Genomic DNA, 21,219 nt, shown 5'->3' with positions numbered 1-21,219 from the left:
GTCACGCCGATCCGAGGCGGTAGCCGACGCCGCGCAGCGTCTGAATGGCGTCGCGGCCCAGCTTCTTGCGCAGCCGGCTGATGTGAACCTCCACGGTGTTGCTCTCGATCTCCGAGCCGAAGGCATAGAGCGCCTCCTCGATCTGCTCCTTGGAGATGACCGCCGTGGCACGCTGGGTCAGGAGATCCATGATCGCCCATTCGCGCTTGGTAAGGTCGACCGGCCTGTCGCCAAGCCAGGCGCGCCGGTCCGCCTTGTCGATCTTCACGTCGCCAAAGGTGATGAGCGGATTGGGGTTGCCGGCGTAGCGCCGTGAAACCGCCATCACCCGCGCGCTCAACTCGTCGAGGTCGAAGGGCTTCACCAGGTAGTCGTCGGCGCCGGCGTTCAGGCCCTCGATGCGGTCGCTGATCTGGTCGCGCGCGGTGAGGATGATGACGGGCCTGGGATCGCCGCCGCGGCGCATGGTTTTCAGGAAGTCGAGGCCGCGGCCATCGGGCAGGTGCAGGTCGAGCAGCACCAGCCCGTAGTCGACCGCGCGCAGGGCGGCCTCGCCCTCATCCAGGCGCTTCACCCAGTCGACGGCATGGCCATCGGCGGCGACCTGTTCCTGCACCGCCTGGCCCAGATAGGGCTCGTCTTCGATCAAGAGAACGCGCATCGGCCGTTCGTGCCACCTTTTCCCTGGTTTTCCGCAAGAGAGCGGGGATCCCACGCCAAGCTTACGTCAGGCTGACGGGATTCTTCGCGCTTCGTCAGTTTGCGGTCAGCGCTCTCGGGCAAAACAGCCGCCGGCCGGAAGCGTCAGGCCCCCAAGATTGCAACCTAACCACCCCAAGCCCAAGAGGTACTGATATGAAAACCACTGCTATGTCCGCTGCCATTGCCGCCGCCTTCGCCGCTACCCTTGCCGCCGGCGCCGCCCAGGCCAGCGACAAATGCGCCGTGCCGCAAGCCGAATGGCAGCCGAAAGAGGCTCTGCAGCAGAAGCTGGAGGGAGACGGCTGGAAGATCAAGAAGATCAAGATCGACGACGGATGCTATGAGGTCTACGGCACCGACGCCCAGGGCAAGCGCATGGAGGTCTACTTCGACCCCAAGTCCTTCGCGGTCGTGAAGTCCGGTTCGGAGAGCTGAGGTCATGACGGCGTCGGCAGAAACGGAGACGAGCGTGGGAACCGTGCGCGTGTGGGACCCGCTGGTCCGCGTCTTTCACTGGTCGCTGGTCTTGAGCTTCGTGCTGGCCTGGATCAGCGCCGACGAATGGGACGACCTGCACATCTGGGCCGGCTACGCGGCGGCGGCACTGATCGCCTTCCGCGTGGTCTGGGGGCTGCTCGGCTCGCGCTACGCCCGCTTCAGCCAGTTCGTCCGCGCGCCCGGCGCCGTCGTCTCTTACCTCAAGGACCTGCTCAGCGGTCGGGAGGCCCGCTATCTGGGCCACAACCCGGCCGGCGGCGAGATGATCCTGCTGCTCATCGTCAGTCTCACGGCGCTCTGCCTGACCGGCTGGATGTACACGCTGGACGCCTTCTGGGGCGAGGAATGGGTGGAGGAAGTCCACGAAGCCCTTGCCAACCTGCTGCTGGTGCTCGTCGGCCTGCACGTCGCAGGCGTCGCCCTGGCCTCCCTCAAGCACCATGAGAACCTGGTGCGGGCCATGGTGACCGGCCGCAAGCGCGCCCCCGCTCGCGGCGACGAAAGCTAGAGGAAATCTGGCGGCCAGCAGCCGTGCGGCGGGTGGTTCCCACAACTGCCCGCCGCACTTCTTCCACTGCTCAGCCGATGCCAAGCCAGACGAAGAGGGCCGAGAGCGTGAACAGCGAGATCACCGTCGAGGCCATGATGGCGGCGGTCGAGCGCTGCACGTAGATGTCGTACTGCTGCGCCAGCACGAAGACCAGGGCACCGGTCGGCAGGGCCGACTGCACCAGCGCGCCGGCTGCCCACACCGGATCCATGGTGAAGACGTGGAAAGCCAGCCACCAGGTGATCAGCGGCTGGATCAGGAGCTTCAGGAAGACCAGCCAGGAGACCTCGGTCATGCCGGCGGTCGGCGACTTGCCGACCATGAAGAGGCCGATGGCGAAGAGCGCGCAGGGTCCGGCGGAGGCCCCGAGGATGTCGCAGAAGGTGCCGACCGCCTGGGGCAGGGGAATGCCGAGGCCGGAGACGGTGAGGCCGGCGGCGGCGGAGAGCACCAGCGGCGAGCGCACCACGCCACGCCCGACATTCTTCAGCACCACCAGGGGGCTCTTGCCCTGATGCACGTCCATCTCCAGCAGCACGATGCCGAAGGCCATGATGACGGCCCCGTTCAGGATGGTGGAGATGATCGCCGGCAGCATGCCGGCCTCACCGAAGGCCAGCAACAGGAGCGGAATCCCCATGTAGCCGGTGTTGGAGAAGATCGCCGACAAGCCCGCGAGGCCGAGCGCGCCGAGGCGGTTGGGAAAGGCGAACTTCGCCACGATGACCGCGATCAGAAAGGTCGCCGCGGCGCCGCCGCCATAGGCGCCGAGGAAGGGCAGGTTGAAGACTTCGCCCAGGGAGACCCGCGCCATGGAAACGAAGAACAGTGCCGGCAGGGCGATGAAGTAGACGAAGCGGTTCAGCGCCTCGCTGCTCGATGCCCCCAGAATGCCGACGCGTCCGGCGGCGTAGCCGGCAGCCATGATGGCGAAGATCGGGAAGACGACATTGAGGATCGGACCCATGGGGGCGGGAATAGCCCGCCCGACGCCCCGCTGTCGAGCGCAAAGACCGCAACTCTGCGGGTATCACCCGCATCGCTGCTCGCCGCGGACCGCGGCGGCAACCGCGGCCGCCGGCGGCACAGCGGTCCTTGACCTCGGGGGGCCGGCCTGCCTAGTCTCTGCCGCCTCCAGGGCCGGCTTCGGGCGGCCCGCAGGGGTTAGTTCGTCATTTCAGCGAGAAGCGACACGCAATGTCCCAGCATCACACGGCCCTCGTCTACACCATGGTCCTGGTCTCCGCCGCGGACAGCGACATGACCGATCCCGAGTTGCAGACGATCGGCGAGATCGTCTCGCACCTGCCGGTGTTCGCCGACTACGACCCCAAGAACCTGACCAAAGACGCGCAGGCTTGTGCCGAACTGCTGGGCGAAGACGACGGACTGGAGAAGGTGTTCAGCAAGATCGTCTCCGGCCTGCCGGAAAAGCTGAAGGAAACCGCCTACGCGGTGGCCCTGGATGTCGCCGCCGCCGACGGCGCCGCCAGCCAGGAGGAACTGCGTCTCTTGGAGATGCTGCGCTACCGCTTGGCCGTCGGCCGCCTGCCGGCCGCCGCCATCGAGCGCGGCGCCCGCGCCCGCTACACGCGCATCTGACGCTTCCCCCCTCCCTCCCCGGCCCTTTCGAGGGCAGACAAACACTGGCAGCACTCCTGAGGGTAGGCTGCTAAGTTATTGTTTTATTAAGCTTATTCTGTTGAGATTTCTCTAACAGGTGGGCAAGCTGGTCCCTATTAGGGCCCTTAGGGGACGGATGGAGAGGAGGGACGATGAGCGATTTGGTTCGTCAGTTGAACGACTATCGGCTGACCACGGCCGAAATTCTGTACCACCTGCCCGATCACCCTGCGCTGCTGCAGACCTACATCTGGCAGGATTACGACCTGGCCCCGCGCTATCCCGAGCTGCGCAGGTTCCTGGCCTTCTGGGAAAAGAACCTGGATGGCCCGCTGCATTCGGTGAAGGTGGCCAACATCCCGATCATCAAGCCGGCTGAGGCCCGCTTCGCGGACATCTGCCTGACGCTGCACTGAACCCGGCTTAGGGGGCAATCTTCCGCCCCCGGTGATCCATTGGGGGGCTTGGCGCGCCCCGCTGCGGCCATTAGGTTGTCGGCAGACCTCCAAACGAGGCCTTCCCGCAACCAGACGCCCTTTCGATGTCCGCGACCACCCCCGAGGCCTTCAGCGCCAATGCAAGCCGTCCGCCCGCGCGGGCCGTCGGCCTCTGGCTGCTGGGCTGTGCCGCCATGGTATTCGCCATGGCGGTCATCGGCGCCATCACCCGCCTCACCGAGTCCGGCCTCTCGATTATGGAGTGGGCGCCGGTCACCGGCGTCCTGCCCCCGCTGAGCCAGGAAGAATGGCAGCGCCTCTTCGATCTTTACCGCCAGATTCCCGAATACCAGCAGCAGAACGCCGGGATGAGCCTGGACGCGTTCAAGACGATCTTCTGGTGGGAATACATCCACCGCCTCTGGGGCCGACTCATCGGCGTCGTCTTCGCTCTGCCGCTGGCGTGGTTCTGGTGGCGCGGACGGATTGACCGCGCGCTGGGCAAGAAGCTGTTGATCGCTTTCGCACTCGGCGCGGCGCAGGGCGGGCTCGGCTGGTTCATGGTCGCCTCCGGCTTTGCCGAGCGCACCGACGTCAGCCAGTACCGGCTGACCGCGCACCTCGCCCTCGCGCTCGCCATCTACGGCTACCTTTTCTGGCTGGCGCTGGCGGTGCTGTGGCCGCGCCCTGAGCGCAGCCGCGACGGCGCCGCGCCGCTGTTGCGCCGTGCGCTCTGGAGCCTCTTGGCGCTGGTTGCGGTCACTATCGCCTCGGGCGGCTTCGTCGCCGGCCTCAACGCCGGCTTGACCTATAACACCTTCCCGCTGATGGACGGCCGGCTGATCCCCGACGGCTACGCCATGCTGTCGCCCTGGATCGTGAATCTCTTCGAGAACATCGCCGCGGTGCAGTTCAATCACCGCCTGCTCGCCGTCACCACCGTCGCGGTAGCGCTCGGCCTGTGGCTGTGGTCGCTGAACCGCAATCTCGCCCCGGCGGCGCAGATGGGTTTTGCCGCCGTGGCGATCCTGGCGCTGATCCAGCTCGCCCTCGGCATCACCACGCTGGTGCTGGTGGTGCCGGTAACCCTCGGCGCGCTGCACCAGGCCGGCGCCATCCTGGTGCTCACGGCGACGCTGTGGACGCTCTACCACCTGAGGCCGCGCTGATGAGTGAGGACACAAAGCTCGCCATTCCGGAGGAGCCGCTCGCCGTCTCGGTGCTGACCGGTTTCCTCGGCAGCGGCAAGACCACTCTGCTGCGCCACCTGCTCGCCCACCCGGCGATGGAGGAGACGGCCATCATCGTCAACGAGTTCGGCGAGATCGGCCTCGACCACCTGCTGGTCGAGCAGGCGAGCGAAGACACCGTGCTGCTGAACAGCGGCTGCCTGTGCTGCACCGTGCGCGGCGACCTGGTGGAGGGCATGCGCAGCCTCTACAAGCGCCGGGTGATGGGCGAGGTGCCGCCCTTCGAGCGCCTGGTGATCGAGACCACCGGCCTCGCCGATCCGGCGCCGATCCTGCAGACCATCATGAGCGACCCGCTGCTGGCCGAACGCTTCCGCCTGGACGGCGTCATCACCACGGTGGACGCGGCGACCGGCGCCGCCACCCTGAACCGCCAGATGGAATCGGTGAAGCAGGCCGCCGTCGCCGACCGCCTGCTGCTGACCAAGAGCGACCTGGTGAGCGCGGAAGAGCGCGCGGCCCTGGAGGCGCGCCTGCGCGCGCTCAATCCCGCGGCGCCGATCTATCCCGTCGTGCAGGGCGAGATCGAACCGGCGCTGCTGTTCAACGCCGGACTCTACGATCCGACGACCAAGACCGCCGACGTGCAGGCCTGGCTGAAGGCTGAGGCCTACGAAGACGACGGGCACGGCCACGGGCATCACCACGGCCACCATCATCATGACGTCAACCGGCACGACGAGTCGATCCGCGCCTTCTGTCTGACATACGACAGGCCGTTGGACTGGGACCGCTTCAATTCATGGGTGGAGATGCTGATCACCCTCTACGGCGGCAGCATCCTGCGCATCAAGGGCGTGCTGAACGTGGCGGGCGCCGATGAGCCCATCGTCATCCACGGCGTGCAGCACGTGTTTCATCCACCGGTGCGCCTGGACGCCTGGCCGGACGACGACCGCCGCTCGCGCATCGTCTTCATCGTACGCGATCTGAAGCCGGAAATGTTCGAGCACACCCTGAAGGCCTTCAACGAAGACTCTTCGGCACCGCTCGCCCCGGCCTGAGGAGGCCGGCGGAACGCGCTACTGCGCCCACTCCTGGCTGAGCCGCTCGTTGCGGCGTTCGAAGGCGCTGAACCAGATCTCAAAGGCCTTGGCATCGCCGGCGCACCAGCCGGAAGTGGCGATACCAGGTGTGCCGTCATGCTCGACGATCTGAGCCGCCACGACACCGGGATGCGCGATGTGCCCGGGCTGCGTAAAGAACAGCACCCGGTTTTCGGCCGGCAGTTCGACGCGCAGGACATTGCCCTCGACGCGCTGCACCCCGCCCTTCACCTCGATCGCCTCGTCAAGCATGTCGCGGATGGCTGCCGCCGTGACGTGTTGCACCCCCGCGGGTCCGCCGGTGCGATGGTCGTCACTGCTGGTGGCGGCGAAGCCCACCGCCGGCAGCGTCACCGACGCCGCCGAAACGGCGGCAAGCAGCACGAAAGCCGCAGACATGACCTTTCCGGACATCTGCCAGTTCCTTGTGTATCAACGACAGCACCAGGAATTAACGCTCGATTCTTGAGAAAAAATGAAACCCGGCATTTGCGACAAATGCCGTTGCGAGTGTTCGGCGGCAGCCCGCAAAGGCCGGTCGCCGCCCGGAGCGCTTCAGTGCGGATTGTACCAGCGGCCCTCGACGGGGGTCCCGTCGCTGTTGTGCGCCGTGCAGTTGTCGGCGCCGTGGCAGAGGCCGCCGAGGAAATGCGCGATCTGCTGATTGCTGCAGGCGGCGACGCCAAACAACAGGACAAACGCGGCAAACTGCGAAAGCAGACGTTTGTTTCTCATGGACTCACCCTAACCCGTCGCCCTTAAACTACGGTTACACCGCCTCCAGCACCACCACGAGGTCGTGCGGTTCGACGCGCTGGCCGGTTGTTGCCACCACCTCCGCGACCTTGCCGTCCATGTCGGCGTAGACCGCGGTTTCCATCTTCATCGCCTCGATGGTGAAGAGACGGTCGCCCTGCTTCACCGAGCTGCCGGCCTCGCAGACGTTCACGATCATCCCTGGCATCGGCGCACCGACCTGCGCCGGGTCGCCGTCGTCGGCCTTGCGGCGGATCTTGCCGGAGGCAGCCATCGCCTTGTCGAGCACCTTCACCGTGCGCGGCTGCCCGTTGAGTTCGAAGAAGATGGTGCGCTGACCCTCGTCATCCGCGTCACTCGTCGCCAGGAAGGAGACGATGAGGATCTTGCCGCGCTCGATCTCCACCGCAATCTCCTGGCCCGGCTCCATGCCATAGAAGTAGACAGGAGTCGGCAGCACCGAGGTATCGCTGTAGGCGCGGCGGTGGTTGGCGTAGTCGACGAAGACCTCAGGGTACATGAGATAGGACGACAGCTCCGTCTCGCTGATCTGGCGGCGCACCTTCTTCTCCGCCTCATCGCGCGTAGCGGCGAGATCCGCCGGCGGCAAGAGCGCGCCGCGCCGCTCGGTCAGCGGCGGCTCGCCCTTCAGGATCTTCTTCTGCAACGCCTCCGGGAAGCCGCCATAGGGCTGGCCCACCTCGCCGCGGAACAGCGCGATGACCGAGGCCGGGAAGGCGATCTCCTTTTTCGGGTTCTCGATGTCTGCCGGCGTGAGACCGTTGGAGACCATGTAGAGCGCCAGGTCGCCGACCACCTTGGAGGTCGGCGTCACCTTGACGATGTCGCCGAACAGCTTGTTCACCTGGGCGTAGGCCTTCTCGACCTCCGGCCAGCGCCCACCGAGGCCCAGCGAGCGCGCCTGCTCCTGCAGGTTGGTGAACTGGCCGCCGGGCATGCCGTGGTCGTAGACCGAGGAGGCGCCCGAACGCATCTCGCTCTCGAAGCCGCGGTAGTAGCGCCGTGCGCCCTCCCAATAGGTCGAAATTCGGCGCAGCTTTTCATGGTCGAGGCCCGGATCGCGGTCGCTGCCTTCCAGTGCCGCCGCGATCGAGCCGAGGTTGGGCTGCGAGGTGAGGCCGCTCATAGCGTCCATCGCCGCGTCGGCCGCATCGACGCCGGCCTCCGCCGCCGCCAGCACCGAGGCGGCGGAAATGCCCGAGGTATCGTGAGTGTGGAAGTGCAGCGGGATGCCGACCTCCTGCTTCAGCGTCTCCACCAGCAGGCGCGCGGCGGCGGGCTTGCAGAGGCCGCCCATGTCCTTGATGCCGAGAATATGAGCGCCCGCCGCCTCCATCTCCTTTGCCAGGCCAACGTAATAGTTGAGGGTGTACTTGGCCTCCTTGGGGCTGGCGAGATCGCCGGTGTAGCAGATCGCCGCCTCGCAGAGCTTGCCCGCCTCGCGGATGGCGTCGATCGAGACGCGCATGTTCTCCATCCAGTTCAGCGAGTCGAAGACGCGGAAGATGTCCATGCCCGCGTCCGCCGCCTGGGCGATGAAGTGACGCACCACGTTGTCGGGATAGTTCGAATAGCCGACGCCGTTGGAACCGCGGGTCAGCATCTGAAGAAGGATGTTGGGCACCGCCTCACGCAGATCGGCAAGACGCTGCCAGGGATCCTCTTTCAGGAAGCGCATGGCGACGTCGAAGGTGGCGCCGCCCCAACATTCCAGCGAGAAAAGTTCCGGCAGCAGCCGCGCGTAGTGCGGCGCGACGGCGGTGATGTCGATGCCGCGCATGCGCGTGGCGAACAGCGACTGGTGCGCGTCGCGCATGGTGGTGTCGGTGATGAGGAGCTGCTTCTGTTCCAGCATCCACTGGGCGAACTTCTCCGGTCCCAGCGCGTCGAGCCGCTGCTTGCTGCCCCCCGGCGGGTCCTTCGCCATCTCGGCAGGCGGAATGTCGGGCAGCACGGCCGAGACGCCTTGCCTCACCTGGGGGCCGGGATCGGGACGCCCCGCGACTTCCGGGTTGCCGTTCACGATGACATCGCCGATGTAGGTCAGCAGACGCGTCGCGCGGTCGCGGCGGCGGTGGAATTCGAAGAGCTCGGGCGTCTCGTCGATGAAGCGCGTCGTCGCCTCGCCGCTCTGAAATTTCGGGTGGCCGATGACCGCTTCCAGGAACCACAGGTTGGTCGCCACGCCGCGGATGCGGAACTCGCGCAGCGCGCGGTCCATGCGCGCCGTCGCCTCCGCCGCGGTCGGCGCCCAGGCTGTCACCTTCTCCAGCAGCGAGTCGTAGAACGGCGTGATGAGCGCACCGGAATAAGCGGTGCCGCCGTCCAGCCGGATTCCGAAACCGGTGGCGCCGCGGTAGGCGGCGATGCGGCCGTAGTCCGGGATGAACTTGTTGAGCGGATCCTCGGTGGTGATGCGGCACTGCAGGGCGTGGCCGTCGAGCCGCAGTTGGTGCTGTGGCGGCACGCCGCTCTCCGGCTCGCCGATGCGGGCGCCGGCGGCGATGCGGATCTGCGCCTTCACCAGGTCGACGCCGGTGACCTCCTCGGTCACCGTATGTTCGACCTGGATGCGCGGGTTCACCTCGATGAAGTAGAGCTTGTCGGTCTCGGCATCCATCAGGAACTCGACGGTGCCGGCGCATTCGTAGTTGGCGGCCTGGGCGAGGCGCACGGCGGCGTCGCAGAGCTCGGCGCGCTTGGCCTCGCTGAGATAGGGCGCCGGCGCGCGCTCGACGATCTTCTGATTGCGCCGCTGCATGGAGCAGTCGCGCTCGAAGAGGTGGATGACGTTGCCGTGCTTGTCGCCGAGAATCTGCACCTCGACATGGCGTGCCTGGCGCACCAGCTTTTCCAGGAAGATCTCGTCGTTGCCGAAGGCCGCCTTGGCCTCGCGCCGGCCGGCGGCGATCTGCTCGTGCAGTTCGCCGGGCCCTTCGATGACGCGCATGCCGCGCCCGCCGCCGCCCCAGCTGGCCTTGGCCATGATCGGGTAGCCGACCTGCTCGGCCAGCGTCTCGACCTCTTTATCGTCGCGCGGCAGCGCGCCGGTCGCCGGCATCACCGGAATACCCGCTTTCTCGGCCAGCGCGCGCGCCTCGACCTTGGAGCCGAAGCCGCGCATGGTCTCCGGCCGCGGGCCGATGAAGGTGATGCCGGCCTTGCCGCAGGCCTCCGCGAAGTCCGGGTTCTCCGAGAGAAAGCCATAGCCGGGATGGATGGCATCGACCCGCGCGTCGTGCGCCACGCGCAGGATGTCGTCGATGTCGAGGTAGGCGGCCACCGGCTCCTTGCCCTTGCCGACCAGGAACGACTGGTCCGCCTTGAAGCGGTGCAGCGCGAAGCGGTCTTCGTGGGAGAAGAGCGCCACCGTGCGGATGCCCAGCTCGCTGCAGGCGCGCAGCACGCGGATGGCGATCTCGCTGCGGTTGGCGACGAGAACCTTGCGGAAGGGCGGCGCGGCGCGCGACGTTCTTGGACCGCTTTGAGACGGGCTCAAATCGTGCATCCCCCTGTTCGTTTTGCGTAGAGCGCAATCTTGTTGTTGCGCTGCAGTATAAACGAAGGAGCCGCCGCAGCCTATACGCGACTTTGGCCCGAAAAGCGCACCAGAACGGTCCGAAATCCACGCCACCCGAAGCGCTTAGCGCCGGCGTGGCGATAGGGTGGCAGGAGGCGAAGGAAGCAGGAGGCGTTGGAGCGGGTAGCGGGAATCGAACCCGCGCGTTCAGCTTGGGAAGCTGACAGGCTACCATTACATCATACCCGCCCGGGTATCGCGGCGGGCCACAGGCGCCGCCGGGCTTTAGGATTAGTCAGCGCCGGAAGTGGATGCAAGGGGGTTTTGCTGGGCCGCCGGTCCTGTCACGGCGCTTGACCCGCCGACCCTCTGCCCCCACCTGAAAAATATAGGGAAAAGTGCAGAGGGAGAGCGGTCGGATGCCGGTGACATCCGGCCGCTCTCTTCCCATCCGGTCTTCCGGCAACATCCGCGGAGGGGCGTTCTCATGACCAAGAGCCTTCTCAGTCCAGGCAGCAAGCGCGGCGACGCGATTGCCAAGCAGCGTGCCAGACAGCCCGCCAAGCGCCCACCCGCACCGGGCAAGGCGGCCAAGGGTAAGATGGCCAAAGGCAAGCGGGCCGAGCGCAAGCTCGACGTCGTCGAGGAGGCCGGTAAGGAGTCCTTCCCGGCCAGCGACCCGCCGTCCTGGACGCCCTGAGCACCCGCCTTCTCCAGCGCTGAGCCCGACAAACACCGCGGATGCCGCTTGATGTGTGTCATGGAGCCCGCCGTGCCGACCGGGTAGGTGTTTGGGTAACAAGCCCGTCACCCGCGCAGGAGCACCGATCGATGAAATCCAGCGCCGAGAAAGCGTCCACCGCCCCCTGCACGGCAGACGGGCAGCGGGCGCGCGACGCCGGTTCCGCCCTGCGGCTGGCGCTCGCCGTTCTCGCCCTCGCCGCCCTCACATCCGGGGCCTTGGCGGCACGGGCAAACGCCCAGGAAGCGGCCGCCGTCCTGGCCCAGGTGGGTACGGCGAACGACACCGAAAAGAAGATCCCCGGCCTCGATCCGTGGAACGCGCCGGTCGAGAGCCTGCCGGCCTGGGACCCCGCCAACGCCCCGCCGCGGCTGCAGCCGCGCGCCAAGCGCCACCTGGAATTCATCCAGGCCGGTGTGCCGGTGGAATACCGCAGCCGCCGCAATCCCTTCCCCAATGCCCAGAAGTTCATAGACGAAGGCGGCCAAGTCTACCGCGCGAACTGCCTGGCCTGCCATGGCCGCCTGGGCCGCGGTGACGGCGACGCTGGCCTCGACTTGGTGCCCTCACCGGCACTGCTCAGCCGTATGATGGACGTACAGGGCACCGTCGACGAATACCTGCTGTGGTCCATCGCGGAGGGCGGCAAACCCTTCGGCACCGCCATGCCGGCCTTCAAGGGCCGCCTGAGCGAGGACCAGATCTGGCAGGTCATCGCCTATATGCGCGCCGGCTTTCCCCCAGCGGCGAACTGAGCCGAACAGCGCCGCTTCCTGGTGAATCCGGACGGCCCTATCCGAAATGTTTAAACCTGCCCACTTCGCCTCCCGGTGAGGCGCGCGCGAGGGCTTCTCAACCCGGCAAAGTCCTGCTTATATACGGATCCCATCCGGCCCCACCCGGCGGATGAAGTCCCTGAGGGCGAAGGAGCGGCGGTCGCCCTGCCGTACGCTGGCTACGCCGCTTCCCGTGCACTCCGGCCGCTTTCGTGGCCGCCCATCATCGTCGATTGTGCGCCGACGCGCGCCCCGGATAGCTATGCCCGACCTGTCTAAACGCAGAGACAAAATGAGCTTCATCGCCGGCACCGGCGAGATGGCCGAGCGCATCCGGCGCTTCGACTGGGCGAGCCATCCCTTCGGGCCGCCGGAGAATTGGCCGCAGTCGCTGCGCTCAGCCGTCAGCATCTGTTTGCACTCGGCCTTTCCGACCGCGATCTACTGGGGCTCGGAGCTTCGCCTCCTCTACAACGACGCCTGGGCGCCGATCCCTGGCCCGCGCCACCCGGCGGCGCTGGGCAAACCGGCCAAGGAAGTCTGGGCCGACATCTGGGACATCCTCTGGCCGCAGTTTCGCGGCCTGCTGGAAACCGGCGAGGGATTTTTCGCCGAGAACCAGCTGTTGCCGATGCGTCGCTACGGCTTCGAAGAAGAGACCTACTGGAACTACAACTTCACCGCGATCCGCGGCGAGGACGGGCGCATCGCCGGCATCTTCAACTCCGGCTTCGAGACCACAGAGGTGGTGCTGAACCAGCGGCGCCTGCACTTCAAGCTGGCCTATGCTCAGGAACTGCACGAAGGCACCGATCCGGACGCCGCGCTGCACAACGCCACGGCGCTGTTGGGCGAATATCTGCAGGCAATCCATGTCGGCTACTGCGCGCCGGACAACGGCAACGGCGATATGACGGTGCAGCACGACTGGGCTGACGATGATCATGCGCCGGCCGCCCCTGGCCTGCACCTGTCCGACTTCGGCGGCGCCCTGATCGCCAACCTCGCAAGTGGCCATCCGGTGCGTATCGATGACGTCGGTAGCTATTGCGGTAGCGCCGGGGAAGCCACTGCCGAGGCCTTCGCTGCGCTGGGCGCGCAGGCGGCGCTCTTTGTTCCCTGGCTGCACGGCGGCCGGCTGGTCGCGGCATTCTACGTGCTCTCCGCCGAGCCGCGCCGCTGGAGCGAGGACGTGGTGCTGACGCTGCGGGAGGCCATAGAGGTCGCCTGGGACACCGTGGAGATCCTGCGCAACGAGCAGCGCCAGGACCTGCTGATGCGCGAGGTCGACCACCGTGCCAAGAACGCCTTGGCGGTGGTCCAGGCGGTCGTGCGTCTTAGCCAAGCCGACGACATGGCAAGCTTCCGCCAAATGGTCGAGGGGCGCATCGCCGCGCTGGCGCGCACCCACGACCTGTTGTCGGAGAGCCGCTGGAAAGGACTGGAGCTGCGCAACCTGGTGGAGGAGGAACTGCGCCCCTTCGCCGGCACCAATGGTAGCGGCGGCCGGCTGGAGATAACCGGCCCGACCCTGCGGCTCAGCCCCGCCCTGACCCAGACCATCGCCCTGGTCCTGCACGAACTGGCCACCAACGCCGCCAAGTACGGCGCCCTAAAGGGCGACGGCGGGAGCCTGGCGGTGACCTGGCAACGCGAAGACACAGGGCATCTGGTGCTCGACTGGCGGGAGACCACGGCGACGCCGATCAGCGCACCGACAGAGCGCCGCGGCTTCGGCTCCGAGCTGCTGTCCAAGTCGATCCGCAGCCAGCTGGGCGGCGAGATCACCTTCGATTGGGCCCACGACGGCCTGAAGTGCCACCTTCAGCTGCCGTTGAAGCGTGGCCAGGGACCCGTGACGGCGGGAGCAAAGGCCGCGCCCGCCGATCCGGCAGAGCGGCAAGCCGCCGCGCCGCGCACCAGGAACGGCAAGGCACTGCCGCGCATCCTGCTGGCCGAAGACGAACCGCTGGTGGCGATGGACCTGGAAGCGCGCCTGCAAGGCTTCGGCTATGCGGTCTTTGCCGCGGTCGACAATGTCGCCGCCGCGATGAGCGCACTGGACGGCGACCAGCCGGACGCGGCCCTGCTGGACGCCAACCTCCACGGCGAGAGTTCCGTGCCAGTGGCGGCCGAGCTGCATCGGCGCGGCGTGCCAACCGTCTTCATCACCGGGTACGATTCCATCGAAGGCCTGCCGGACGCCCTGGCTGGTCTGCCGCGGCTGCCCAAGCCGATCGTCGATCACACCCTGCGCGACACCCTCGCGACGCTGCTGAACGCCGGCTGAGGCCGCTCTCGGCCTATCATGACAGCAAGTTAATGCCGCTGAAGCAGTACGGTCAGCCACCCCTCCCCATGTTGCAAGTGTAGCCGCGGGTGATCTCTCGCGGCATCGCTTTGCCAAGCTAAGGGAGAACACTATGTCGCAAACTACAGCCCCGCAGCGGCCCGGCCGCGCGCAACGTTGGGGCGCGGGCCTGGCCGCGGCGTCGATGGTGATGTGGAGCGGCCTTGCCTTCGCCGCCCCGGCACCAGAGAGCTTTTCGGACCTGGCCAAAAAGGTCAGCCCTGCCGTGGTGAACATCGCCTCGACGCAGGAAATCGAAAGCCCCCGGGGGCCCATGCCGGGCCTTCCCTTCGACGCCCCCGAAGGTTCGCCCTTCGAGGAGTTTTTCAAGCGCTTCGGCGAGCAGTTCGGTGAGAACGGCCAGCGCGCCCCGTCGCACCGCCGCGCCACGGCTCTGGGATCCGGCTTCATCATCGACGAATCGGGCTACGTGGTGACCAACAACCACGTGATCGACCACGCCAGCGAAGTGACCATCCGCCTCAGCGACGAGAGCGTCTATCCGGCCAAGGTCATCGGCACCGATCCACAGACCGACTTGGCGCTGCTGAAGATCGAAGCCGACGAGCCGCTGCCGGCCCTCGCCCTCGGCGATTCCGACGCGGCGGAGGTCGGCGACTGGGTGATGGCCGTAGGCAATCCCTTCGGCCTGGGTGGCACCGTCACCGCCGGCATCATCTCGGCCCGCGGCCGCAACATCCAGGCCGGACCTTATGACGACTTCCTGCAGGTCGATGCCTCGATCAACCGCGGCAACTCCGGCGGACCGCTGTTCAACCTGGATGGCGATGTGATCGGCGTGAATACGGCGATCTATTCGCCCAACGGCGGCAGCGTCGGCATTGGATTTGCCATTCCCTCCAACATGGTGAAGTCGGTCGTCGCCCAGCTGCGTGAAAACGGCAGCGTGGAACGCGGCTGGCTCGGCGTGCAGATCCAGAACGTGACTCCGGATCTCGCCGAGGCACTGGGTCTCGACGATGCGGCCGGGGCGATCGTTGCGGCGGTAACGCCGGACAGCCCCGCCCAAGCCGCCGGAATCAAGCCGGGCGACGTCATCCTCGACTTCGCCGGCAAGAAGGTCGACGACACCCGTGAACTGGCCCGCGTGGTCGCGCAGCATCCTGCCGAAAGCGAGGCCCAGGTCACCCTGTGGCGCGACGGCGAGACGCAGAGCGTCGACGTGGTGACCGGCCGCATGCCAGGCGGCGAGCAGATGGCGGCAGCCTCCGGCTCGACGCCGGACGGCAGCTACCACTCCTCCGCCCTGTCGGCGCAGCTTGCGGCGCTGACACCGGAACTGCGCGCCCGTTACGGCCTGGAGGACGACGCCAAAGGAGTCCTGGTGCTCGACATCAAGGAAGGGTCGGTATTCGAGGACAGCCTGCGCAGCGGCGACGTCATCCGCAAGGTCGAGGGCGCCGAGGTGGCCAGCCCGCAGCAGCTGGAGCGCATCGTCGAACAGGCCGAGCACAACTCCAAAAAGGCCGTGCTGATGCTGGTCAGCCGCAACGGCCAGGATCTGTTCTTGGGTCTCAAGCTCGGGGTCGCGTAACCGGCCCCAAGTCCACCGGTATCGCCAATAGGCGCCTCGTCCCCCCTGGGGCGCCTTCCCCTCTCGCGATATCGGGCCGGCAGGGCCGTCCGGCAGCCGCCGGGCGGCCCTGCACTTGTTTTTGTCCGCCATCCGCCGGAAAGTGAGTGTGTTGCCGATGCCGCAACAATCCCCATATGGGGCGCAGCAAGGACTGCAGACCGCCTGGCCCACCCCAACAGGCAATGAGGGCTCCAACAGCGACGGATCGATGCGTATCCTGGTCATCGAAGACGACAAGAAAACCGCCGACTACATCACCAAGGGCCTCGGCGAGTGCGGCTATACCGCCAACTGGGTGGCCGACGGCCGCGAGGGCCTGCACGAAGCGACCGGCGGCGGATATGACGCCCTCATCGTCGACCGCATGCTGCCGGGGCTGGACGGCCTCGCCATCGTAAAGGCGCTGCGCGCGGCGGAAATCTCGGTGCCGGTGCTGATTCTCTCGGCGCTGGCCCATGTCGACGAGCGGGTGACGGGCCTGCGCGCCGGCGGCGACGACTACCTCTCCAAGCCCTTCGCCTTCTCCGAATTGCACGCGCGTCTGGAAGCGCTGCTGCGCCGTCCGCGTACCATCGCCCAGCAAACCCAGCTGCAGGTCGACGACCTGACACTGGATCTGCTGACCCGCAAGGTGACGCGCGCGGGGCGGCCGGTCGACCTGCGTCCGCAGGAACTCAAGCTGCTGGAATACCTCATGCGCCACGCCGGCAAGGTGGTGACACGCACCATGCTGTTCGAGGGTGTGTGGGACTTCCACTTCGATCCGCAGACCAACGTGGTCGACGTGCATATCAGCCGTCTGCGCCAGAAAATCGACAAGGGCTTCGACAGGCCGCTGATCCACACCCACCGCGGCGGCGGCTACTGCATCAGCCCCGAACCGTAAAGGGATGCCCCGGCTGCTGCACACCTCGATCTTCCGGATCGCCCTGGTCTACCTGCTGCTGCTGGGCATCACTCTGGCCGTGTTGCTGGGCGTCATCTATTGGTCGACCGCCGGCCTGCTGGAACGCCAGACCGACGAAACCGTGCAGGCGGAAATCCGAGGCCTGGCCGAGCAGTACCGCGCCGAGGGCCTGGTGCGTCTCATGGAGGTGATCCGCGAGCGCAGCGGCCCGGGCGGCAGCAAGGAGAATGTCTACCTGCTGACCGGACCGCGCTTCGCCCCCTTGGCAGGCAACCTCGCCCACTGGCCCGCGGCGGCGGCCGGCGAAGAAGGCTGGCTTGAGGTCGAACTGGCGCGGCGGGACGACCCTTCCGGCGTCCCGCACGTCATCCGCGGCCGCGCCTTCGATCTCGCCGGCGGCTATCATCTCTTCGTCGGGCGCGACACCGTGGAGCGCGGCGATTTCCGCGACATCGTCGCCGGCGCGCTGGCCTGGGCGGTGGTGCCGGCGCTGCTGCTCGGCCTCGGCGGCGGCGCCCTCATCGGCCGCTACAGCCTTGCCCGAGTCGATGCCGTGCGCGAGGCCAGCGAAGACATCGTGCGCGGCGATCTGTCCCGCCGGGTCCCGCTGTCCGGCAGTGGCGACGAGTTCGACCGCCTGGCCGTCACCATCAATGCCATGTTGGCGCGCATCGAGACCCTGATGGGCGGCATGCGTCTGGTCACCGACAGCCTGGCGCACGATCTGCGCAGTCCGCTGACCCGCGCCAGGAGCGCCATCGACATGGCGCTACGCCACCCCGGCAAAGATGAGGGGCAGGGAGCGGAGCAGTATCGCGAAGCATTGGAGCAGACCGCCGCGGAGTTGGAGACCATCCTGCGCACCTTCGAGGCGCTGATCAGCATCGCCCAGGCGGAAGCCGGCGTGGACAGCCTGAAACTCAACGATCTCGACCTCTCGGCGCTGGCGGGGGACCTGCTGGAGGTCTACCAGCCGATCGCCGAGGACGCGGGAGTTGAGCTAAACGGTGTAATCTCGGAGACGATCACCGTCGCCGGGCACCGCCAGTTGCTCGCTCAGGCACTCGCCAACCTGCTGGACAACGCCGTGAAGTACAGCCCTTCGGGTGGGCGCATCGACCTGACGCTGAGGCGCGGCGCCGGGGGCGTCGCGCAGCTTGCGGTCGCGGACAACGGCCCCGGCATCCCGGCGGAGGACCGCGACCGCGTGCTGCAACGCTTCGTACGCCTCGACGACAGCCGCGGCACCCCCGGCAGCGGCCTGGGATTGAGCCTCGTTGCCGCCGTCGCCAAGCTCCACGGCGCGGAGGTGTCGCTTGACGACAACGCGCCCGGCCTGCGGGTGACGCTGACCCTTCCGGCGGCTTGATCGTCCCCCCTCGCGGCACATAAACACCGCGTGAGGACAGTGCCTCCAAGGTGACAGGCCAGGGAGCGCCTTGTAGGCTCTCTCCGGCGCCCAAGAACGGGCCGGTAACGGGAGAGTGCCTCAGATGATCCGCCGACGCATGCCGTTGTTCTCCATGCTGATCGCCGCCCTGGCCACGGCACTCGGCCTCAGCGGACCAGCGGAAGGCGGCACCGAGACGCGAACCTGGCCGGAAATCGTCGCCGCCGCCAAGGGCCAGACGGTCTACTGGAACGCCTGGGGCGGCGACGAGCGCATCAACGCCTACATCGCCTGGGTCGGCGACCAGGTGCGCGAGCGCTACGACGTCACCCTGGTCCACGTGAAGCTGGCCGACACCGCCGATGCTGTCTCCCGCGTGCTGGCCGAGCGCGCCGCCGGCAAGAAGGAAGGCGGCTCCGTCGACCTCATCTGGATCAACGGTGAGAACTTCGCCGCCATGAAGCAGCAGCACCTGCTGTACGGCCCCTTCACCCAGGTGCTGCCGAACTTCCATCTAGTCGACTTCGCGGACAAGCCGAGCACCCTGGTCGACTTCACCGTGCCGACCGACGGGCTGGAGGCGCCTTGGGGCATGGCCAAGCTGAACTTCCTCTACGACACGGCGCGTGTCACTGAGACGCCCGGCTCGATCCCCGCCCTGCTCGACTGGGCCAAGGCGCATCCCGGCCGCTTCACCTATCCGGCACCGCCGAACTTCATCGGCTCCACCTTCCTGAAGCAGGTGCTGACCGAGCTGGCCACCGATCCTGCGGTGCTGCAGAAGCCGGCGCCGGACGACGCTCAGTTCGAGGCGGTGACGGCCCGCTTGTGGAGCTACCTGGACGCCCTGCACCCGCAGCTGTGGCGCGGTGGCGACGCCTTTCCGGCCAGCAACCCGGCACAGCGCCAGATGCTGGACGACGGCGTGGTCGACATGAGCCTGTCGTTCAATCCCGCCGAGGCCTCCTCGGCCATTGCCAACAATCTGCTGCCCGACACGGTGCGCACCTTCGTGTTCGACAAGGGCACCATCGGCAACACTCATTTCGTCGCCATTCCCTTCAACGCCAATGCTGCCGAGGGCGCCATGGTTGTCGCCGACTTCCTGATGAGCCCCAAGGCGCAGGCGGTGAAGCAGAATCCGGAAGCCTGGGGTGACCCGACGGTGCTGTCCATGGCCAAGCTGGATCCCGGTCAGCGCCATCTCTTCGAGAGCCTGCCGCAGGGCATCGCCACGCTGCCGCCGGACAAGCTCGGCCCGACACTGCTGGAGCCGCATCCCACCTGGATGACCCGCATCGAGGCCGAGTGGCAGCGGCGCTACGCCCGCTAGGACCCGGGACAAGATGCGCCGCCGCGGCCTGCTCAGCGTCCTGCCCGCCCTCACCCTGACGCTGTTCCTGGCGCCGGTCATCGCCGGGCTCATCGGCACCTGGCTGCCCGCCTTCGGCTACCTCCCGGCGCTTGGCGGCGATAGCTTCACCCTCGCGCCCTGGGCGATGCTTGCGGCACAGCCGGGGCTAGGGGAGTCGCTGCGCCTCACCCTGCTGTCCGGCTTCCTCGCCACCTTCCTCGCCTTCGCGCTTACCGTGGGCTTTCTCGCCGCTTGCCACGGTGGTCGCCTGGTCCGCGCGGTGCGCGGCCTGATGGCGCCGCTGATCGCCCTGCCCCACGCCGCCGTGGCGCTGGGCCTCGCCTTCCTCATCGCGCCGAGCGGCTGGCTGGTGCGTCTGGTATCGCCCTGGGCAACCGGCTGGCAGCTGCCGCCGGACATCGCCACGGTGCAGGATCCCAACGCGCTGGCGCTCACCCTCGGCCTGGTGGTGAAGGAAATGCCCTTCCTGCTGCTGATGACCCTGGCAGCCCTGGAACAGGTGCGCGCCGACGAGCGCCTCGCCGTCGCCCGCTCGCTCGGCTATGGACCAGTCACCGCCTGGCTGAAAGCCGTGCTGCCCGCGGTCTACCGACAGATCCGCCTGCCGCTCTATGCCGTGCTCGCTTATGCGCTCTCCGTCGTCGACGTCGCCCTCATCCTGGCGCCCCTGACGCCGCCGCCGCTCGCCGTGCAGGTGCTGCGCTGGTTCAACGACCCCGACCTTTCGATGCGCTTCGTCGCCGCCGCGGGCGCCTGCCTGCAGCTGCTGGTCGTCGTCGCCGGCATCGGCCTCTGGCGGCTCGGTGAGATCCTTGCCGAACGCCTGGGCCGCGCCTGGATCGCCGGCGGCAGCCGCGGCGGCAACGGGCGGCTGGCGCGCCCCCTGGCCGCGGGCCTGGTGCAGGGGCTCGTGGCACTGGCCGCCGCCAGCCTCCTCGCCCTCGCGCTGTGGTCGGTGACCGAACGCTGGCGCTTCCCCGACGCGCTGCCCGCCAGCCTCGGCCTTGAGACCTGGGCGCGCCAGGCGCCGCACGCCGCCTCGGTCGCCGGCACCACGCTGGCAACCGGCCTCCTCGCCGCCGCCATCGCCCTGCTGCTGGTGCTCGGCTGCCTGGAGAACGAGCAGCGTCGTGGCCTCACCCTCAGCAATCGCGCGCTCTGGCTGCTCTACGTGCCGCTGCTGGTGCCGCAGGTCGCCTTCCTCTTCGGGACCCAGGTGCTGGCGATCCAAACCGGCATCGACGCCACCTGGCTGGCACTGGTATGGAGCCACCTGCTGTTCGTGCTGCCCTATGTCTTCCTCACTCTGGGCGATTCCTACCGCGCCCTCGACGAGCGCTATGCGCGCACCGCGTTGTGTCTCGGCGCGCATCCCAACCGGGTGTTCTGGCAGGTGAAGCTGCCGATGCTGCTGCGCCCCGTGCTCTTCGCGCTGGCGGTCGGCTTCGCCGTCAGCGTGGCGCAATATCTGCCGACGCTGTTTGCCGGCGGCGGGCGATTCGTCACCCTCACCACCGAAGCCGTCGGCCTCGCTGCGGGGGGCGACCGCCGGGTCATCGGTGTCTACGCCTTTCTGCAGGCCTTGCTGCCGCTGATCGCCTTCGCCGCTGCGCTGGCCGTGCCGAAGCCCTTGGCCCTTGCCCGCAAGCTCACGGTGCAACCGGCATGAGCGTTTCCCC

Annotated in this window: 19 protein-coding genes and 1 tRNA gene; 14 read left to right on the top strand and 6 right to left on the bottom strand. The window is 67.5% G+C overall.

Going from position 1 to position 21,219, the window contains the following annotated elements; translation table 11 throughout:
* Position 1: 1 nt before the first annotated feature.
* Complete coding sequence (locus WDC82_RS08640) at positions 2-661, bottom strand: response regulator (protein ID WP_340116856.1); 660 nt, start codon at positions 659-661, stop codon at positions 2-4.
* A 194-nt stretch (positions 662-855) separates the two neighbouring features.
* Between WDC82_RS08640 and WDC82_RS08635 the strand changes: the two genes are divergently transcribed.
* Positions 856-1,137, top strand: coding sequence for a PepSY domain-containing protein (locus WDC82_RS08635; RefSeq protein WP_340116855.1), 282 nt, complete (start codon positions 856-858; stop codon positions 1,135-1,137).
* A gap of 4 nt (positions 1,138-1,141) precedes the next feature.
* Positions 1,142-1,708, top strand: a complete 567-nt coding sequence (locus tag WDC82_RS08630; protein WP_340116854.1) for a cytochrome b/b6 domain-containing protein — start codon at positions 1,142-1,144, stop codon at positions 1,706-1,708.
* A gap of 70 nt (positions 1,709-1,778) precedes the next feature.
* Here the strand turns inward: WDC82_RS08630 and WDC82_RS08625 are convergent, their stop codons facing one another.
* Positions 1,779-2,717, bottom strand: a complete 939-nt coding sequence (locus tag WDC82_RS08625; protein ID WP_340116853.1) for an AEC family transporter — start codon at positions 2,715-2,717, stop codon at positions 1,779-1,781.
* A gap of 230 nt (positions 2,718-2,947) precedes the next feature.
* Between WDC82_RS08625 and WDC82_RS08620 the strand changes: the two genes are divergently transcribed.
* The 4 genes from WDC82_RS08620 (at position 2,948) to WDC82_RS08605 (ending at position 6,064) form a co-directional block, all read left to right on the top strand.
* The gene (locus WDC82_RS08620; RefSeq protein ID WP_340116852.1) at positions 2,948-3,352 is read left to right on the top strand and encodes a tellurite resistance TerB family protein; all 405 of its coding nucleotides are present in this window, start codon (positions 2,948-2,950) and stop codon (positions 3,350-3,352) included.
* A 173-nt stretch (positions 3,353-3,525) separates the two neighbouring features.
* Complete coding sequence (locus tag WDC82_RS08615; RefSeq protein WP_340116851.1) at positions 3,526-3,789, top strand: usg protein; 264 nt, start codon at positions 3,526-3,528, stop codon at positions 3,787-3,789.
* A 125-nt stretch (positions 3,790-3,914) separates the two neighbouring features.
* Complete coding sequence (locus tag WDC82_RS08610) at positions 3,915-4,979, top strand: COX15/CtaA family protein (RefSeq protein WP_340116850.1); 1,065 nt, start codon at positions 3,915-3,917, stop codon at positions 4,977-4,979.
* Complete coding sequence (locus WDC82_RS08605; RefSeq protein ID WP_340116849.1) at positions 4,979-6,064, top strand: GTP-binding protein; 1,086 nt, start codon at positions 4,979-4,981, stop codon at positions 6,062-6,064. Before WDC82_RS08610 ends, WDC82_RS08605 begins: the two co-directional genes overlap by 1 nt.
* Positions 6,065-6,082: 18 nt before the next feature.
* Here the strand turns inward: WDC82_RS08605 and WDC82_RS08600 are convergent, their stop codons facing one another.
* The 4 genes from WDC82_RS08600 to WDC82_RS08585 form a co-directional block, all read right to left on the bottom strand.
* A complete protein-coding gene (locus WDC82_RS08600) occupies positions 6,083-6,520 on the bottom strand; it encodes a hypothetical protein (RefSeq protein WP_340116848.1) in 438 nt (145 codons plus the stop codon).
* 141 nt (positions 6,521-6,661) lie between these two features.
* On the bottom strand, positions 6,662-6,841 hold the full coding sequence (locus WDC82_RS08595) for a hypothetical protein (RefSeq protein WP_340116847.1): 180 nt from the start codon (positions 6,839-6,841) through the stop codon (positions 6,662-6,664).
* Between the two features lie 34 nt (positions 6,842-6,875).
* Complete coding sequence (locus WDC82_RS08590; RefSeq protein ID WP_340116846.1) at positions 6,876-10,382, bottom strand: pyruvate carboxylase; 3,507 nt, start codon at positions 10,380-10,382, stop codon at positions 6,876-6,878.
* 196 nt (positions 10,383-10,578) lie between these two features.
* Positions 10,579-10,652, bottom strand: a tRNA-Gly gene (locus tag WDC82_RS08585).
* 238 nt (positions 10,653-10,890) lie between these two features.
* Between WDC82_RS08585 and WDC82_RS08580 the strand changes: the two genes are divergently transcribed.
* The 8 genes from WDC82_RS08580 (at position 10,891) to WDC82_RS08545 (ending at position 21,209) form a co-directional block, all read left to right on the top strand.
* Entirely contained in the window at positions 10,891-11,103 is a 213-nt protein-coding gene (locus WDC82_RS08580) for a hypothetical protein (RefSeq protein WP_340116845.1), read from the top strand.
* A gap of 131 nt (positions 11,104-11,234) precedes the next feature.
* Positions 11,235-11,900, top strand: a complete 666-nt coding sequence (locus WDC82_RS08575) for a cytochrome c (RefSeq protein ID WP_340116844.1) — start codon at positions 11,235-11,237, stop codon at positions 11,898-11,900.
* Between the two features lie 313 nt (positions 11,901-12,213).
* Positions 12,214-14,211, top strand: coding sequence for an HWE histidine kinase domain-containing protein (locus WDC82_RS08570; RefSeq protein ID WP_340116843.1), 1,998 nt, complete (start codon positions 12,214-12,216; stop codon positions 14,209-14,211).
* A gap of 133 nt (positions 14,212-14,344) precedes the next feature.
* Positions 14,345-15,826 (top strand): DegQ family serine endoprotease, encoded by a 1,482-nt coding sequence (locus WDC82_RS08565; protein WP_340116842.1) that lies wholly within the window; start codon positions 14,345-14,347, stop codon positions 15,824-15,826.
* 250 nt (positions 15,827-16,076) lie between these two features.
* Positions 16,077-16,754: a response regulator transcription factor gene (locus WDC82_RS08560; protein WP_340116841.1), complete on the top strand. Its 678-nt coding sequence runs from the start codon at positions 16,077-16,079 to the stop codon at positions 16,752-16,754.
* A 4-nt stretch (positions 16,755-16,758) separates the two neighbouring features.
* Positions 16,759-18,144: a HAMP domain-containing sensor histidine kinase gene (locus tag WDC82_RS08555; protein ID WP_340116840.1), complete on the top strand. Its 1,386-nt coding sequence runs from the start codon at positions 16,759-16,761 to the stop codon at positions 18,142-18,144.
* A 124-nt stretch (positions 18,145-18,268) separates the two neighbouring features.
* Positions 18,269-19,498 (top strand): ABC transporter substrate-binding protein, encoded by a 1,230-nt coding sequence (locus tag WDC82_RS08550; RefSeq protein ID WP_340116839.1) that lies wholly within the window; start codon positions 18,269-18,271, stop codon positions 19,496-19,498.
* Positions 19,499-19,511: 13 nt separating this feature from the next.
* A complete protein-coding gene (locus tag WDC82_RS08545; RefSeq protein ID WP_340116838.1) occupies positions 19,512-21,209 on the top strand; it encodes an ABC transporter permease subunit in 1,698 nt (565 codons plus the stop codon).
* Positions 21,210-21,219: the final 10 nt, after the last annotated feature.

This window comes from Pelagibius sp. 7325, from assembly GCF_037652055.1.
Lineage (GTDB): Bacteria > Pseudomonadota > Alphaproteobacteria > Kiloniellales > Kiloniellaceae > Pelagibius.
This window is presented reverse-complemented; position numbering and strand designations above follow the sequence as displayed.